General features: G+C 62.1%; 17 protein-coding genes. 11 read left to right on the top strand and 6 right to left on the bottom strand.

The features are described from left to right. Window positions 1-31: 31 nt before the first annotated feature. A complete protein-coding gene (gene cysK / locus ACFPWW_RS24990; RefSeq protein WP_112565240.1) occupies window positions 32-994 on the top strand; it encodes a cysteine synthase A in 963 nt (320 codons plus the stop codon). 200 nt (window positions 995-1,194) lie between these two features. On the opposite strand, the gene ACFPWW_RS24995 is transcribed toward cysK, so the two are convergent. From ACFPWW_RS24995 to rsmI, 5 genes are all read right to left on the bottom strand, one after another. Continuing rightward, the gene (locus ACFPWW_RS24995) at window positions 1,195-2,715 is read right to left on the bottom strand and encodes a YifB family Mg chelatase-like AAA ATPase (RefSeq protein ID WP_377313668.1); all 1,521 of its coding nucleotides are present in this window, start codon (window positions 2,713-2,715) and stop codon (window positions 1,195-1,197) included. Window positions 2,716-2,963: 248 nt separating this feature from the next. Next, on the bottom strand, window positions 2,964-3,911 hold the full coding sequence (gene gshB, locus ACFPWW_RS25000; RefSeq protein ID WP_112565237.1) for a glutathione synthase: 948 nt from the start codon (window positions 3,909-3,911) through the stop codon (window positions 2,964-2,966). A gap of 96 nt (window positions 3,912-4,007) precedes the next feature. Further along, a complete protein-coding gene (locus tag ACFPWW_RS25005; protein ID WP_377313670.1) occupies window positions 4,008-4,520 on the bottom strand; it encodes a cupin domain-containing protein in 513 nt (170 codons plus the stop codon). Window positions 4,521-4,655: 135 nt separating this feature from the next. Next, window positions 4,656-5,024: a YraN family protein gene (locus tag ACFPWW_RS25010; protein WP_112754003.1), complete on the bottom strand. Its 369-nt coding sequence runs from the start codon at window positions 5,022-5,024 to the stop codon at window positions 4,656-4,658. After that, window positions 5,017-5,928, bottom strand: coding sequence for a 16S rRNA (cytidine(1402)-2'-O)-methyltransferase (rsmI, locus tag ACFPWW_RS25015; RefSeq protein ID WP_377313672.1), 912 nt, complete (start codon window positions 5,926-5,928; stop codon window positions 5,017-5,019). The genes ACFPWW_RS25010 and rsmI overlap by 8 nt, the downstream gene beginning before the upstream one ends. 247 nt (window positions 5,929-6,175) lie before the next feature. Here rsmI and dnaN point away from each other — a divergent pair, with 247 nt between their 5' ends. From dnaN to ACFPWW_RS25050, 7 genes are all read left to right on the top strand, one after another. Next, a complete protein-coding gene (gene dnaN, locus ACFPWW_RS25020; RefSeq protein ID WP_112565229.1) occupies window positions 6,176-7,294 on the top strand; it encodes a DNA polymerase III subunit beta in 1,119 nt (372 codons plus the stop codon). Window positions 7,295-7,405: 111 nt separating this feature from the next. After that, window positions 7,406-7,999 (top strand): phospholipid N-methyltransferase PmtA, encoded by a 594-nt coding sequence (gene pmtA / locus ACFPWW_RS25025; protein ID WP_112565227.1) that lies wholly within the window; start codon window positions 7,406-7,408, stop codon window positions 7,997-7,999. After that, window positions 8,000-8,581, top strand: a complete 582-nt coding sequence (locus ACFPWW_RS25030) for a histidine phosphatase family protein (protein WP_112755342.1) — start codon at window positions 8,000-8,002, stop codon at window positions 8,579-8,581. A gap of 6 nt (window positions 8,582-8,587) precedes the next feature. After that, complete coding sequence (gene pyrF, locus ACFPWW_RS25035; RefSeq protein ID WP_112565223.1) at window positions 8,588-9,295, top strand: orotidine-5'-phosphate decarboxylase; 708 nt, start codon at window positions 8,588-8,590, stop codon at window positions 9,293-9,295. A gap of 23 nt (window positions 9,296-9,318) precedes the next feature. Further along, entirely contained in the window at window positions 9,319-9,606 is a 288-nt protein-coding gene (locus ACFPWW_RS25040) for a DUF1330 domain-containing protein (RefSeq protein WP_113498982.1), read from the top strand. A 110-nt stretch (window positions 9,607-9,716) separates the two neighbouring features. Then, a complete protein-coding gene (locus ACFPWW_RS25045; RefSeq protein WP_112754014.1) occupies window positions 9,717-10,697 on the top strand; it encodes a complex I NDUFA9 subunit family protein in 981 nt (326 codons plus the stop codon). Window positions 10,698-10,981: 284 nt separating this feature from the next. Further along, window positions 10,982-11,134, top strand: coding sequence for a hypothetical protein (locus ACFPWW_RS25050; RefSeq protein WP_165911864.1), 153 nt, complete (start codon window positions 10,982-10,984; stop codon window positions 11,132-11,134). A gap of 85 nt (window positions 11,135-11,219) precedes the next feature. Here ACFPWW_RS25050 and ACFPWW_RS25055 read toward each other — a convergent pair whose 3' ends face one another. Beyond that, entirely contained in the window at window positions 11,220-12,017 is a 798-nt protein-coding gene (locus ACFPWW_RS25055; RefSeq protein WP_112565219.1) for an undecaprenyl-diphosphate phosphatase, read from the bottom strand. A gap of 276 nt (window positions 12,018-12,293) precedes the next feature. Between ACFPWW_RS25055 and ACFPWW_RS25060 the strand changes: the two genes are divergently transcribed. From ACFPWW_RS25060 to ACFPWW_RS25070, 3 genes are read left to right on the top strand one after another with little or no spacing between them, the layout of a single operon-like run. Then, window positions 12,294-12,986, top strand: a complete 693-nt coding sequence (locus ACFPWW_RS25060; RefSeq protein WP_112565217.1) for a glutathione S-transferase family protein — start codon at window positions 12,294-12,296, stop codon at window positions 12,984-12,986. Between the two features lie 12 nt (window positions 12,987-12,998). Continuing rightward, complete coding sequence (gene queG / locus ACFPWW_RS25065; RefSeq protein ID WP_112565215.1) at window positions 12,999-14,159, top strand: tRNA epoxyqueuosine(34) reductase QueG; 1,161 nt, start codon at window positions 12,999-13,001, stop codon at window positions 14,157-14,159. Continuing rightward, entirely contained in the window at window positions 14,159-15,028 is an 870-nt protein-coding gene (locus ACFPWW_RS25070; RefSeq protein WP_112565213.1) for an SDR family oxidoreductase, read from the top strand. The genes queG and ACFPWW_RS25070 overlap by 1 nt, the downstream gene beginning before the upstream one ends. The last annotated feature ends 390 nt before the right edge of the window (window positions 15,029-15,418 follow it).

Genomic DNA, 15,418 nt, shown 5'->3' on the forward strand with positions numbered 1-15,418 from the left:
ATTTCAGAATGGATTTCAAAGGGAGAGCACCATGTCGCACAAACCGGGCCGCGGCCGCATCTATTCCTCCATTACCGATACAATCGGCGACACGCCGCTCGTTCGCCTCGACAAGCTTGCCAAGGAGAAGGGCGCGGTCGCCAACATCCTCGCCAAGCTGGAGTTCTTCAATCCGATCGCCTCGGTGAAGGACCGTATCGGCGTCGCGATGATCGAGAGCCTGGAGACGCAGGGCAAGATCTCGCCCGGCAAGACCGTGCTGATCGAACCGACATCGGGCAATACGGGCATTGCGCTTGCCTTCGCGGCTGCCGCCAAGGGCTACAGGCTGATCCTCACCATGCCCGAGACGATGTCCGTCGAGCGCCGGAAGATGCTGGCGCTGCTCGGCGCCGAACTGGTGCTGACGGAAGGCGCCAAGGGCATGAAGGGCGCGATCGCCAAGGCCGAAGAACTTGCCGCCTCGCTTCCCGACGCCGTCATCCCGCAGCAGTTCGAAAACCCGGCCAATCCGGAAATCCACCGCAAGACGACGGCCGAGGAAATCTGGAACGACACGGACGGCAAGGTCGATATTTTCGTTGCCGGCATCGGCACGGGCGGCACGATCACCGGCGTCGGCCAGGTGCTGAAGAGCCGCAAGCCGGATATTCGGGTCGTTGCCGTCGAGCCGGCCGACTCGCCGGTCCTGTCGGGCGGCACGCCCGGCCCGCACAAGATCCAGGGTATCGGCGCCGGCTTTGCGCCGAAGATCCTCGACACCAGCATCTATGACGAGGTCGTCACCGTCAGCAATGACGAGGCCTTCCAGCAGGCCCGGCTGGTCGCCAGGCTCGAAGGCGTGCCGGTCGGCATTTCCTCTGGCGCTGCGCTGACGGCCGCAATCGAAGTGGGTCGCCGCCCGGAAAATGCCGGCAAGACCATCGTCGTCATTATTCCGTCCTTTGCGGAACGGTATCTCTCGACGGCGTTGTTTGAGGGGTTGGGAAGCTAAGCGAATAGCGAATAGCGAATAGCGAATAGCGAATAGCGAATAGCGAATAGCGAATAGCGAATAGCGAATAGCGAATAGCGAATAGCGAATAGCGAATAGCGAATAGCGAATAGCGAATAGCGAATAGCGAAAGGTGGATGTCCCGTCGGTGTCGGGCAAGCCTTTTCTATTCGCTATTCGCCACTCTCTATTCGCCTATATCACGCCGCTGCCGGCAGCCTTTCGCCGGCAACACGATAGGAGATCGCTTCTGCCAGATGAATACGGCCAACCGTATCCTTGCCATCGAGATCGGCGAGCGTACGGGCGACTTTCAGGACGCGGTGATAGCCACGCGCCGAGAACTTCATCTTGTCTGCGGCATCGCGCAGCAACTGCAATCCTGCCGCATCCGGCTCGGCGAATTTCTCGATCATCGAGGTGGAGCATCCGGCATTGGTGGAAACAGCCGCAGCACCTGCCGAAGCGTAACGCTCGCGCTGGATCGCACGGGCGCGGGCGACATCGGCGCTCGCCTCGGCCGCCGTCGGCCGGATGAGGTCGGCGGCGGAAACGGCCGGCACATCGATGCGGATATCGATGCGGTCCATCAGCGGTCCGGAAATGCGGGCCTGATAATCGCTCATGCAGCGCGGGCCGCGGGCGCAGGTGTGGCCGGGTTCGCCCGCCATGCCGCAGCGGCACGGGTTCATCGCCGCGACAAGCTGGATCCTCGCCGGATAGGAAACCCGGTGGTTGGCGCGCGCGATGACACATTCGCCGCTTTCCAGCGGCTGGCGCAAGGCATCGAGCACCTGCGGGGTAAATTCGGGAAACTCGTCAAGAAAAAGCACGCCGTGATGGGCAAGCGAAGCTTCGCCCGGGCGGGCGCGCAGGCCGCCGCCGATGAGGGCTGCCATGGTCGCCGAATGATGCGGCGTGCGGAAAGGCCGGCGGTCCGAGAGCTTGCCGCCCGAGAGCTGACCGGCAATCGAATGGATCATCGAAACTTCCAGCAGTTCGGCCGCCGAGAGCGGCGGCAGGATGGAAGGCAGCCTTGATGCCAGCATCGACTTGCCGGAACCGGGCGGCCCGACCATCAACAGGTTGTGGCCGCCGGCAGCGGCCACTTCCAGCGCCCGTTTGGCGCTTTCCTGCCCCTTGATTTCAGCGAGATCGGGAAGGTTTGCGGCGTTGGGACGGATGGACGGTTCCGGGCGCGACAGGATCTGCGTGCCACGGAAATGATTGGCCAGCGCGATCAGGCTGCGCGGCGCCAGGATATCGACCTCGGATCCCGCCCAGGCGGCTTCCGCGCCGCTTTCGGCCGGGCAGATCAGCCCTTTTCCGGTGGCATTGGCGCCGATAGCGGCCGGCAGGGCGCCGGCGATGGCGGCGATCGTGCCGTCGAGATTGAGTTCGCCGACGACGACGTAGTCGGCCAGGGCATCCGCCGGAATGGCGCCGAGCGCCGCCATCAGCCCGAGCGCGATGGGAAGATCGAAGTGGCTGCCCTCTTTGGGAAGGTCGGCAGGCGCAAGGTTGACCGTCACACGTTTTGCAGGCAGCGCCAGCCCCGAGGCGTGCAAGGCCGCCTGCACCCGCTCGCGGCTCTCCGCAACCGCCTTGTCCGGAAGGCCGACGATCTGCATCCCCATTTTGCCGGGGGCGACCATGACCTGGACCTCCACCGGGACACCTTCAATCCCCTGAAATGCAACCGTGCTGACGCGCGCGACCATGCCCCTGCCTCGTAATCTTCATGCCCCGCCTATGAAGGCGGTCACAATCTTGCACGGAATGCGGAATAAAACAAGAACGATAAGCGAACAGATTCAGCCTTCCGCTGCAATCGAATTGCGGCCGGTTGCAAAGTCGGAACGAAGGCGATCAAAGGCGGAACAGGCTGAGCATTTTCTTCGATCCCCGGACCGCGCAAATGCTCTCTCCCTGTTTCGGCCAAGCGCTACGGACGCTTGCCGGACCTGTCCTAGCCGCGTTTGCGCTCGATCGCATCCCACAGCAGGCTTGCGATATCCGCGCCGCCGAACTTCTTCACCTCGCGGATGCCGGTCGGCGAAGTGACGTTGATCTCGGTCATGTAATCGCCGATCACGTCGATGCCGACAAGCAGGAAGCCGCGTTCACGCAGGGCCGGACCGATGCGCTCGCAGATTTCCTTTTCGCGCGCCGTCAGTTCGGTCGGCTCGGCACGGCCGCCGACATGCATGTTGGAGCGGCTGTCATGCTCGGCCGGGACGCGATTGATGGCGCCGGCAAACTCCCCGTCGACGAGGATGATGCGCTTGTCGCCCTTGCGCACGTCGGGCAAATATTGCTGGGCGATGAAAGGTTCGCGGAAAAGCTGGCCGAACATTTCGAGCAGCGACGACAGGTTGCGGTCGTCCCTGGTGGAATGGAAGACGCCGGCGCCGCCGTTGCCGTAGAGCGGTTTCAGGATGATATCGCCCATCTCGTCGCGAAAGCGGCGGATTTCGCCGGGGTCCTTGGTGATCAGCGTCTTCGGCATCAGGTCGGAAAATTCGGTGACGAAGATCTTCTCCGGCGAGTTGCGCACCCAGGCCGGATCGTTGACGACGAGCGTCTTCGGATGGATGCGTTCCAGAAGATGAGTCGAGGTGATGTAGGCCATGTCGAAGGGCGGGTCCTGGCGCAAGAGGACGACATCCATCGTCGAGAGGTCGATGCGCTCCGGCGCGCCGAGCTCAAAATGGTCGCCCTTGACGTCGCGCAGCACCATCGGCTCCACGGACGCATAGAGCGTGCCGTCGCGAAAGCTCAGGCGCTCAGGTGTGTAATGGAAGAGCCTGTAGCCGCGCGCCTGCGCTTCGAGGCTCATGGCGAAGGTCGAATCGCCCGCGATATTGATGCCGGAGACATGGTCCATCTGGACCGCTACGTTCTTGATCTTGGCCATTTCCGTCCCTTGAGCTGATGCCGCCCAGATGTAGGTCGGTCAGGCCTCAAACGCAACGGCAATCAATGGCTTCCGGCATCTGCGCGGGCGCTATTTTCAGGCGGCGATGCCGGCGCTGCCGTTGCTGCCGTTGCTGCGCAAGAGGTTGCGCAGGCGGTAGGCGATGGCGAGCGGCTTCGGGAAGGGCTTGCGCAGGAAGGCAACCTTGCGGACGTAATTGTCCACCCGCCAGTTCGCCCAGGTGCCGCCGGCAAAGAAGGCGACATCGCCTGCCTGCAGCGTGCGCTCAAGGCCGTCCTCGGTCGTAACGTGCACCTCGCCTTCGAGGATCATGACCGTCTCGTCCCAGCCGAAACGCCAGCGGAATTCGCCTGCCGTGCAATCCCAGATCGCCGTGAGCGCTGCCTCGTCGTGGCCGCGGGAATGTTCTGCCGTGCGCGCCTGCGGATTGCCGCTGATGATCCAGTCCGGGTTGATGGGCGTCGACTTCAGCACCATGTCGTCGCTGGCGTGCGCGACGAACGTTTGACCTGTCGGTTTCAGCGCAGCATAAGGCACGGATCGCGCAGCCATTGCGACAGCGCTTGCGAGCATCATCTTCCAGGCCATCTCTATCCCCCAGTTTGCTACCCCTAGCTGAGGCGTGGATAACAAAAGAGTCATAAAAGCCCGTTCAAGCAGACGCTAAAATTTTAACGAAGCCTTGCGCGCGAGCCTCCAGACGCGTGCGGAATTTCGCGACCCCTAAAAGGCATTCGGGAAATGGCGCGGCAGTTTTCCCGGCAATATCGCAATGATATCATAGCGTTGCGACAGAAGAGCATAGTCACGCTGGCGCGCGAGCCAAAGATCGCTCGCCGCCCGGATCCGATTTTGAGACGTGTAGGAGACGGCATCCACCGCGCCCATTTCATCCGCGCGCGCCTTGACCTCGACGAAGACGGCAAGATCGCCCTTGCGGGCGATGATATCGATCTCGCCGAGTTTCGTCCTGTAGCGCAGGGCGAGGATGCGGTAGCCCTTCAGCATCAGGAAAAGGGCGGCGATATATTCCGCCGCCGAGCCACGGCGCAGCGCCTTTTTCCTGCGGAGCGTGGCCTCGCCGTCAGCCATCCGCGGCCTTCATGTCGAGAAGTTTCTGATAGAGCACCTTGCGCGGCAGACCGGTCAGGCGGGCGGCCTCCGTCGCCGCCCTGGCGGTCGGCAGGGCTTTTGAAAGATCGGCGAGAACCGCCTCGACGTCGGTCTCGCTCGCCGGCTCGTCCTTCGGCGGGCCGATGACGAGCACGATTTCGCCCTTCACATTGTCACGCTCTTCGTAATGGGCGGCGAGTTCGGCAAGCGTGCCGCGGCGGAATTCCTCGTAGGTCTTCGTCAGTTCCCGGCAGACCGACGCCTGGCGGCCGCCGAGCACTTCGGCTGCGGCCAGAAGCGTTGCGCCGATACGATGCGGCGATTCAAAGAAGAGCAGCGTGGCCGGCACATTGGCGAATTCCGCGAGGCGGTCGCGACGCGCCTTGTCCTTGGTCGGCAGGAAACCGGCAAAGAGGAAGGCGTCGTTCGGCAGACCGGAACCGACAAGGGCGGCAAGCGGCGCGGAGGCGCCGGGAATGGGGACGACACGATACCCTGCCTCGATTGCCTGCTGCGCCAGCCGATAGCCGGGGTCGGAAACGAGCGGCGTGCCGGCGTCGGAAACGAGCGCCACCGACTTGCCGGCCTCCAGCGCCAGCAGCAGACGCGGACCGGCCTCGTCGGCATTGTGTTCATGATAGGCGAAAGGGCGGTTCTGGATGCCGTAGCGGTCGAGCAGGACGCGGGTGACGCGGGTGTCCTCGCAGGCCAGGACGTCGGCACCGGCGAGCGTTTCCAGCGCCCGAAGCGTGATGTCGCCGAGATTGCCGATCGGCGTGGCGACGAGATAGAGGGCCGCCTCCAGCGGGCGCGCCGGCACCGCGATATTGTGCAGACGGAAGCCGCGCCGGGCGCCGGTTTCCGCTGTCGTCTCTTGCGTCATGTCACTCGCTTTCGTCCCGCCGGCCTCTTCCCTTTATGGGCGAGCGGCGCCGCTTCGACAAGGGGCCGCGATTTCTGTGAGCATTGCATTACAAAACGGCATTTGCAGGCCCCTGGACCGCCATGCCTCTTGCATTCGCTGGCAAAGTTCTGCCATTTTGCCCGTCCACTCCCCTTTGCCGAAGGGGAAAGCAGTGACGCGGCGCTTCCTGCGCCCCGGTAGTAAAGGTCGAAAGCGGTAGCATCCCATGCGTATTACTATTGAGCGGTCAAACCTTTTGAAGTCGCTGAACCACGTCCACCGCGTGGTCGAACGCCGCAACACCATCCCGATCCTGTCCAACGTGCTCCTGAAGGCCGACGGGCAGAACCTCGACATGAAGGCGACCGACCTCGACCTGGAAATTACCGAAGCGACGCCTGCCAATGTCGAGCAGGCGGGCGCCACCACCGTTCCGGCCCATCTTCTTTACGATATCGTGCGCAAGCTTCCCGACGGCGCCGAGGTGCTGCTCGCCACTACGCAGGACGGCGGCTCGATGAACGTGCAGTCGGGCCGCTCGAAATTCTCGCTGCAGTGCCTGCCGGAATCCGATTTCCCGGACCTGACCGCCGGTACCTTCACGCATTCCTTCAAACTGACGGCAAGCGACCTGAAGATGCTGATCGACCGCACGCAGTTTGCCATCTCGACCGAAGAAACCCGCTACTATCTCAACGGCATCTTCTTCCACACGATCGAAAGCAAGGGCGACTTGAAGCTGCGGGCCGTTGCGACCGACGGGCATCGCCTCGCCCGCGCCGACGTGGATGCGCCTTCGGGCTCGGAAGGCATGCCGGGCATCATCATTCCGCGCAAGACGGTCGGCGAACTGCAGAAGCTCGTTGATACGCCTGACGCCATCGTCACCGTCGAAGTCTCCGACGCCAAGATCCGCCTTACGATCGGCTCCATCGTCATGACCTCGAAGCTGATCGACGGCACCTTCCCGGATTATCAGCGCGTCATCCCGTCCAATAACGACAAGGAAATGCGCGTCGACTGCACGAGCTTCGCCCAGGCCGTCGACCGCGTCTCCACCATTTCGTCCGAGCGCGGCCGCGCCGTGAAGCTCGCGCTCTCCGACGGCCAGCTGCTGCTGACCGTCAACAATCCGGACTCCGGCAGCGCCACGGAAGAAGTCGCCGTCGGCTACGATACGGATCCGATGGAAATCGGCTTCAACGCCAAGTACCTGCTCGACATCACCGCGCAGCTTTCCGGCGACGAGGCGATCTTCCTGCTTGCCGATGCCGGTTCGCCGACACTCGTGCGCGACACGGCCGGTGACGACGCTCTCTATGTCCTGATGCCGATGCGCGTGTAAACGCGCGTCGTTTTCCTGCCTGAAACTTTCCTGATCGCGACATCTCCCCTTGTTTTTGTTTGATCCTCCTGCAATTAAGGGAGAGTTGAACGGCAGGCATGGGAGGATGGCATGGCATTGCGGCTCAAGGAACGGCTCGGCAGGAAATTTGACGAGGAGATCCGCTTCTTCAAGGGCATGATGCAGGGGCCGAAGACCGTCGGCTCCATCGTTCCGACATCCTCGATCACCGCCCGCAAGATGGCGAGTGTCGCAAATCCGCAATCGGGCCTGCCGGTGCTCGAACTCGGTCCCGGCACGGGCGCAATCACAAAGGCGATCCTTGCGCATGGCGTGAAGCCGGAAAAGCTCGTCGCCATCGAATATTCGACGGACTTTTACCAGCACCTGGTGCAGCTTTATCCCGGCGTCACCTTCATCAACGGCGACGCCTTCGATCTCGACAAAACGTTGGGATCGCTGAAGGACCAGAAGTTCGACAGCGTCATTTCAGGCATACCGCTGCTGAACTTCCCCATGCAGGCGCGCATCGCGCTCCTGGAAAGCCTGCTCGACCGCATGCCGGCCGGCCGGCCGATGGTGCAGATCTCCTACGGGCCGGTCTCGCCGATCGTCGCCAATGCCGATCGCTACAGCATTCATCATTTTGATTTCATCGTGCGCAATATTCCTCCAGCCCAACTCTGGATCTATAGGCGCGCATAAATGTTTGGACTTTATATTACGCATCCTCAGGTCAAGATCGACCCTGAGGTTCCCGTTCCCAAATGGGGGCTTTCCGACCTCGGCGCGGAACGCGCCCGCAAGGCCGCTTCCGGCGACTGGGCCAGGCGGCTTGCCCGCATCGTCTGCAGCGACGAGACGAAGGCGATCGAGACGGCGGAAATCCTGGCCGCGGCATCGGGCACGAAAATCGAGATCGTGCACGGCATGCATGAGAACGACCGCTCCGCCACGGGCTTCCTGCCGCCGGACAAGTTCGAAGAGGCGGCCAACTGGTTTTTCGCCCATCCGCAGGAGAGCTTCAGGGGCTGGGAGCGGGCCGCCGACGCACAGGCCCGCATCGTCTCCGCGGTCGAGACCATCCTTTCCTCGCATGACCGGAATGCGCCGATCGCCTTTGTCGGCCACGGCGGCGTCGGGACCTTGCTCAAGTGCCATCTGATGGGCGCGCCGATCGCGCGCGATCGCGACCAGCCGGGCGGCGGCGGCAATCTCTATGCTTTCGGTCTTGCGGACCGGCGTTTATCATGCGACTGGACACCCATCGAAGACTGGCGGGGATGATTTGAGATGGACGCACGCGAGCGGTTGATCGTCGGGCTGGATGTTCCAACGATTGGCGAAGCGGAAAGACTGGTTTCCACGCTCGGCGACGACATTCTCTTCTACAAGATCGGCTACCAGCTCGTCTTTGCCGGCGGGCTGGAATTTGCCCGTGAGCTTGCCGCCAGCGGCAAGAAGATCTTCCTCGACATGAAGCTGCTCGATATCGACAACACGGTCGCATCCGGCGTCGAGAACATCGCCAAGATGGGCATGTCTATGCTGACGCTGCATGCCTATCCGAAAGCGATGAAGGCGGCGGTCGAGGCGGCGAAGGGCTCCGGGCTCTGCCTGCTCGGCGTGACCGTACTGACCTCGATGGATGCCGAAGACCTTGTCGAGGCCGGCTATCAGCTCGATCCGAAAACGCTGGTTGCACGCCGGGCCGAACAGGCGCGGGCGGCCGGCATGGGCGGCATCGTCTGCTCGGCCGAGGAATCGGCCGCTGTCCGCGAAATTATCGGCCCTGATATGGCCATCGTCACGCCCGGCATCCGTCCGGCGGGCGCGGAGAAGGGCGACCAGAAGCGGGTGATGACGCCTTCCGATGCGCTGAAAGCCGGCTCCACCCATCTCGTCGTCGCCCGCCCGATCGTCAAGGCGCCGGAGCCGCGGGAAGCGGCGCGGGCAATCCTCAATGAAATGGTCGCCGCGCTCTGGCCGGCAAACCGCTGACAGATCCGCTGAAGGAGACAAGAATGGCCAAGGCATATTGGATCGCCCGCGTCGATGTACGCGACCTCGAGCGCTACAAGGACTATGTCGCAACCGCCAAGCCCGCCTTCGAAAAATATGGCGCGAACTTCCTCGCCCGCGGCGGCGCGATCACCGAGCTCGAAGGCAAGGCGCGCGCCCGCAATGTCGTCATCGAATTTCCCTCGATGCAGCATGCCATCGACTGCTATAATTCGCCGGAATACCAGGCCGCCGCCAAAATCCGCCAGGAAGTTGCCGATGCGGAAATGGTCGTGGTCGAAGGCGTCTGAGCCAGTTTCGAACGGGTGAAAACTGCGGCGCGATGGCCCTTTTCGTCGCGGCGGTATTCGGCTAAGACGAGAACAATCACAGCATTCCAAAGCCTTTCGAGGAGCCTGCCATGACCCTTGCCAACCTGCCCCCGCTCGTCACCGTGTTCGGAGGGTCCGGCTTCATCGGCAGACATGTCGTGCGGGTGCTCGCCAAGCGCGGTTATCGCATCCGCGTTGCGGTGCGCCGCCCCGATCTCGCCGGCTTTCTGCAGCCGCTCGGCAATGTCGGCCAGATCTCGTTTGTCCAGGCGAACCTGCGCTACCGCAACTCCATCGACCGCGCCGTCGAAGGTTCGGACCACGTCATCAACTGCGTCGGCATCCTCTTCGAGAGCGGCCGCAACACGTTCGACGCCGTGCAGGAATTCGGCGGCCGCGCAGTGGCCGAAGCTGCCCGCAACGCCGGCGCAACGCTGACCCACCTCTCCGCCATCGGCGCAAATTCCAGCTCGCCGTCCAGCTATGGCCGCACCAAGGGCCGCGCGGAAGCCGCCATCCTGTCGATCAAGCCGGACGCGGTGATCTTCCGCCCGTCCGTCGTCTTCGGTCCGGAAGACAGTTTCTTCAACAAGTTCGCCGACATGGCGCGCATGTTCCCGATCCTGCCGCTCGTCGGCGGCGGCAAGACGAAGTTTCAGCCGGTCTATGTCGAAGACATCGCCGAGGCCGTTGCGCGGGCCGTGGACGGCAAGGTCGAAACGGGCAAGATCTACGAACTCGGCGGCCCCGAAGTCCTGACCTTCCGCGAATGTCTCGAGACCATGCTGAAGGTCACGGCCCGCAAGAATCCGCTCGTTTCGCTGCCCTTCGGCATCGCATCGCTGATCGGCAGCATCGCCTCGCTCGTACCGTTCGTCACGCCGCCGATCACCCCGGATCAGGTCAAGCTCCTGAAGCAGGACAACGTCGTTTCGAGGGAAGCCGAAGCCGAGGGCCGCACACTCAAGGGCCTTGGCATCACGCCCACCATGGCGACGTCGGTGCTCGACTCCTATCTCGTGCAATACCGCCCGCACGGCCAGTATACCGGCTCCGGCAAGGCTGCCTGACAATCGATAGCCGACAGTTCAAGCGCCGCTCGCGACACTTCGCGGGCGGCGTTTTCTTGTTCCATCAGGTGCAAATCTGGCGCAAGCCTGGCGTGTTATGACCCGTTTCATATTGTGAGACGTTGCATAAAAGACGCATAGGAAATTTAGTGGAATTAACATCAAATTTAGCAGGAACGTTTATTGCTATTTGCCATTCCACTGACTAAACACCCCCGCGCGTCTTCAGACAGACTCAAAGCGCCTCGCAGGCGTGCGGCAATCACTGTGAAAGGCTATTTCTGATGGGTAAGTCAATCGCGCTTCTTTTTGCGTGTGCGGCACTGGTAATCCTCGCAGGCTCCTTCATTGCGCCGGGCTCCGTCGCAGCGGTGAAGGGCGGTTGCTCGCCGGCTTACGGCGTCGATCCCTGCTCGACAGCTTCCATTACCCATTAACAGCAAAGCCGGTTCCTTCGAACCGGCTTTGGTTTTTATCCCGGTGCGGGCGGCGCATATGCGATCGCTCGCGGGGGACGCCGATTCAGGCAATCATGCCGGCCATTGCCATGCCGAGCAGAACAACACCCAGGATGATGCGATAGATCGCAAACACCGTGAAACGGTTGCTCCTGATATAGGCGAGCAGCCATTTGACAGCGACGAAAGCGACAATCGTGGAAACGACGAAGGCAATGCCGAGGGCAGTCCAGTCCTCGTTTGCCGCGCCGCCGTCCTTGAAGGTCTCCAAAAGCGAAAAGGCGCTGGCCGCATACATGGTCGGAATGCCGACGAGGAAGGCGAATTCGGTTGCGGCAGCGCGGTTGCCCGTGCCGGCCAGCATGGCGACGAAGATGGTGGCGCCGGAGCGGGAGGTTCCCGGAAAGACGCCGGCAACGACCTGGGCAATCCCCACCAGAATGGCGACGAGCCAGGTAATATGCGCGCTCGGCGGGCGGCGGGCAGCGGCCCATTCGGCAAAGATCATCCAGAAGCCGCCGATGATAAGCGCCCAGGCGACAGGCGTGGCGTTTTCAGGCAGTTCGAACCCGAGCTTCTTGACGACAAGGCCAAGGATCGCCGTGATCAGAAAGGCGACGATCAGCTTGAAGGCATAATCGCGGTTCTGCGGATCGCGCCAGCCGAGCAACAGATCGAGCAGGCGACGCCAGTAAATGATCGTGACGGCCAGGATGGCGCCGGCCTGGATGACGATGTTGAACGTGTCGCTACGCGCACCGAGCCATTGCTCGGCAATAATGAGGTGGCCGGTACTCGAAATCGGCAGGAACTCGGTAATCCCTTCTATTATGCCCAGAATTATAGAGCTTACGTAGTCCATAAAGTGTCTCCGGTTTGGGGTTCGGTCGGACTGAAAGGCGTTCAGGCTTATATTGCACTGCACAATCATCATTCGCCAGTGCGGGAGGCAAGAAAAGGCGAGCGGGGGTTGCGATGATTCAGGCAGCCATGTTTTGTCCCTTGTCAGGCAGTGTGGCCCGATTCGCTTGTATTGGCGGGGCCAAGCTCCTATAGCTTCAACTCATGAGTCATGACTAGGGCGGTATAAGTGGCGCGCCCTTAAGCCCATGCACAGCAATCAACACACCGAGTATCGATGCCCACGCTTTATCATCATCCCATGTCGTCCGCATCCCGCTTCGTCAGGCTCATCCTGGCGGAATACGGCTATCAGGCGGAACTGATCGAGGAACAGACCTGGGAGAAGCGCCGCGACTTCCTGGCGCTCAATCCGGCCGGCACGCTGCCGGTCTATGTCGACGACAGCATGCGGGCGCTCTGCGGTGCAACCGTCATTTCCGAATATCTCGACGAGACGCACGGCGTCTTGAAGCGTGACCGCCGGCTGCTTGCCGAAGACCCCTTCCAGCGGGCGGAGATCCGCCGCCTGACGGAATGGTTCATGCAGAAGATGGAAAACGACGTCACCAAGCCCTTGGCGCGCGAACGCGTCTACAAGCTGCAGATGACGGCGGATCAGGGCGGCGGCGCGCCGGATTCCAAGATATTGCGCACGGCGCGCGCCAATATCCGCCAGCATATGCGTTACCTCACCTGGCTGGCCGGTTCGCGCCAGTGGCTTGCCGGCGAGCGGATGAGCTACGCCGACCTTGCGGCGGCTGCCTCCATCTCGATCCTCGACTATCTCGGCGAAATCGACTGGTCGGAATCGCCGCTCGCCAAGGACTGGTACCAGCGGCTGAAATCGCGTCCCTCGTTCCGCCCGCTCCTGACCGAGCGTGTGCGCGGCCTGACGCCGGTTTCCCATTACGCCGATCTGGATTTCTGACGAGGGCTTTTCATGCCCGACACGAAAACCGACGATATGAAGGAGCGCAAGCGCCGCGACAATTTGACCGGCTTCCTGAAGGCGGAATCGCGCGCGCTCGGTTTCGATCTCTGCCGCATCACCCGTCCGGATGCGATTCCGGAAGCCAGGGAACGGCTCGGCCAGTTCATCGATGCCGGCCGGCACGGCACGATGGAATGGATGGCGGAGACGCGCGAGCGGCGCGGCGATCCGCGAACGCTCTGGAGCGACGTGCGCTCCATCGTCGTCTTCGGCCTCAATTACGGGCCGGACGAAGATCCGCGCGGCATTCTCGACAAGAAGGACAAGGCGGCGATTTCCGTCTATGCCCGCAACCGCGACTATCACGATCTCATCAAGGGCAGGCTGAAGGAGATCGCCACACGTTTCGCCGCCAGGGCGGGCGCCGATGTGAAGGTCTTCGTCGATACCGCACCGGTCATGGAAAAGCCGCTTGCAGCAGCGGCCGGCCTCGGCTGGCAGGGCAAACATACCAATCTCCTGAGCCGCGAGCACGGTTCCTGGCTGTTCCTCGGCTCGATGTTCACGACTGCCGATCTCAATATGGACATGCCGGAGACGGATCATTGCGGCTCCTGCCGGGCGTGCCTCGACGCCTGCCCGACCGCTGCCTTTCCGGCACCCTATCAAATCGATGCGCGCCGCTGCATTTCCTATCTGACCATCGAGCACAAGGGGCCGATCGATCCCGAATTCCGGCCACTGATCGGCAACCGCATCTATGGCTGCGACGATTGCCTTGCCGCCTGCCCGTGGAACAAGTTCGCAAGCGAAGCCTCGGAAATGAAGCTGAAGGCGCGTGAGGACCTGAAGGAGCCCTCCATCGCCTTCCTTCTGACGCTCGACGATCCGACCTTCCGGACCTTCTTCAGCGGCTCGCCGGTCAAGCGGATCGGCCGGGACCGCTTCATCCGCAACGTGCTGATCGCCGCCGGCAATTCCGGCGAACGGAACCTCATAGAGCGATGTCGCCTGCTTGCGGCCGATGCCTCGCCCGTCGTTCGCGGCATGGCGGTCTGGGCGCTGTCGCGGCTCATGGAGGCTGGCGAATTCGAAGCCTTTGCCGCACAAAGGGAACGTGAGTCGGACGAAGACGTCCTGAAGGAATGGCGATTGACGGGAGTTCGGTGATGCATGTGATGATCTTTGGCTGCGGTTATTCCGGTAGCGCCATCGCCAGGGCGTTCGGCGAGCGTGGCGCGCGCATTTCCGGCACGACGCGCTCCGAGGAGAAAGCCGAAGAATTGCGGAAAGCCGGGATCGACGCCTTCCTCTTCGATGGCGCGACCTTGAGCGATCGGCTGCGGGCAGCCATGGCGGATGTCACCCATCTCGTACAGTCGATCGCGCCGCGCGACGCCGATCCGCTGCTGGCGCTGCTTGGCCAGGATGGCGCGGCGCTTCTGCCAAAGCTGCAATGGATCGGCTATCTCTCGACGGTCGGCGTCTATGGCGATCACAAGGGCGCTTCGGTGACGGAAGAGACGCCCTGCGTGCCCGTCTCCGGCCGCTCGAAGGAGCGGCTGGAAGCCGAGGAGGGCTGGCTGGCACTGGGGGCCGCGCGCGGCGTGCCGACCGCCATATTGCGTCTCTCCGGCATTTACGGTCCGGGGCGTAACGCCTTCGTCAATCTGGATCGCGGGACGGCGCGGCGCATCATCAAGAAGGACCAGGTCTTCAACCGCATCCGCGTGGAGGATATCGGCGCGTCGGCGCGCTTCCTGTCGGAACACGGGCTTGGCGGCATCTATAACGTCACCGACGATCAGCCCGGTCCGCCGCAGGACGTCATCGTCGAAGCGGCCCGGCTGATGGGTGTGGAGCCCCCGCCGGAACAGGCCTTCGAGACGGCCGAGATGACACCGATGGCCCGTTCCTTCTATGGCGAAAACAAGCGGGTTTCGAATGCCAAACTGAAGGCCGCGGGCTTCCGTTTCGCCTTCCCCAACTACCCGATGTCGCTCGCGCAACTCTGGCAAAACGGCCGCTGGAAGGGTTGAACAAACCCCTCCGTCCGGGTGGGAAGGCTATAACCCGTAAAGAGTAGAAAATTCCTACTTTCTAATTTTCGCGAGCCGATTTTCGCTCCGCATTATGGTTAACGGCCTCTAAATTTGCGCAAATATGGCGTCAAATATGGCAGGTGGAGCAAAAAATTTTTGTGATCTGAAACGGCCATCAAATGCTTACCGTTTTCCCGAAAAAATCGTTCTGATTTTAGCTGATTTCATTATGTTTTTTCCACATATCAGCAGAGCGGTGTCCTGCTACCGCAATGTTATCGGAATCACAAATATTACACTCCGTAACATTCCGTGATCTCTCTCGGCACTTTTTCGCCACTTTTGGCCGGATTTAAGCCCCGCCGCCCGCAAAGGCGTGAGTTCAAT

Source organism: Rhizobium sp. GCM10022189, from assembly GCF_042656325.1.
Lineage (GTDB): Bacteria > Pseudomonadota > Alphaproteobacteria > Rhizobiales > Rhizobiaceae > Rhizobium.

Excerpts from the sequence above, each read along its gene's own strand:
- ACFPWW_RS25030 (WP_112755342.1), top strand. The coding sequence starts at position 8,000 with ATGTTTGGACTTTATATTACGCATCCTCAGGTCAAGATCGACCCTGAG.
- ACFPWW_RS25040 (WP_113498982.1), top strand. The coding sequence starts at position 9,319 with ATGGCCAAGGCATATTGGATCGCCCGCGTCGATGTACGCGACCTCGAG.
- ACFPWW_RS25010 (WP_112754003.1), bottom strand. The coding sequence starts at position 5,024 with ATGGCTGACGGCGAGGCCACGCTCCGCAGGAAAAAGGCGCTGCGCCGT.
- ACFPWW_RS24995 (WP_377313668.1), bottom strand. The coding sequence starts at position 2,715 with ATGGTCGCGCGCGTCAGCACGGTTGCATTTCAGGGGATTGAAGGTGTC.
- cysK (WP_112565240.1), top strand. The coding sequence starts at position 32 with ATGTCGCACAAACCGGGCCGCGGCCGCATCTATTCCTCCATTACCGAT.
- gshB (WP_112565237.1), bottom strand. The coding sequence starts at position 3,911 with ATGGCCAAGATCAAGAACGTAGCGGTCCAGATGGACCATGTCTCCGGC.
- pyrF (WP_112565223.1), top strand. The coding sequence starts at position 8,588 with ATGGACGCACGCGAGCGGTTGATCGTCGGGCTGGATGTTCCAACGATT.
- queG (WP_112565215.1), top strand. The coding sequence starts at position 12,999 with ATGCCCGACACGAAAACCGACGATATGAAGGAGCGCAAGCGCCGCGAC.
- ACFPWW_RS25045 (WP_112754014.1), top strand. The coding sequence starts at position 9,717 with ATGACCCTTGCCAACCTGCCCCCGCTCGTCACCGTGTTCGGAGGGTCC.
- dnaN (WP_112565229.1), top strand. The coding sequence starts at position 6,176 with ATGCGTATTACTATTGAGCGGTCAAACCTTTTGAAGTCGCTGAACCAC.
- pmtA (WP_112565227.1), top strand. The coding sequence starts at position 7,406 with ATGGCATTGCGGCTCAAGGAACGGCTCGGCAGGAAATTTGACGAGGAG.
- rsmI (WP_377313672.1), bottom strand. The coding sequence starts at position 5,928 with ATGACGCAAGAGACGACAGCGGAAACCGGCGCCCGGCGCGGCTTCCGT.
- ACFPWW_RS25005 (WP_377313670.1), bottom strand. The coding sequence starts at position 4,520 with ATGGCCTGGAAGATGATGCTCGCAAGCGCTGTCGCAATGGCTGCGCGA.
- ACFPWW_RS25055 (WP_112565219.1), bottom strand. The coding sequence starts at position 12,017 with ATGGACTACGTAAGCTCTATAATTCTGGGCATAATAGAAGGGATTACC.
- ACFPWW_RS25070 (WP_112565213.1), top strand. The coding sequence starts at position 14,159 with ATGCATGTGATGATCTTTGGCTGCGGTTATTCCGGTAGCGCCATCGCC.
- ACFPWW_RS25050 (WP_165911864.1), top strand. The coding sequence starts at position 10,982 with ATGGGTAAGTCAATCGCGCTTCTTTTTGCGTGTGCGGCACTGGTAATC.
- ACFPWW_RS25060 (WP_112565217.1), top strand. The coding sequence starts at position 12,294 with ATGCCCACGCTTTATCATCATCCCATGTCGTCCGCATCCCGCTTCGTC.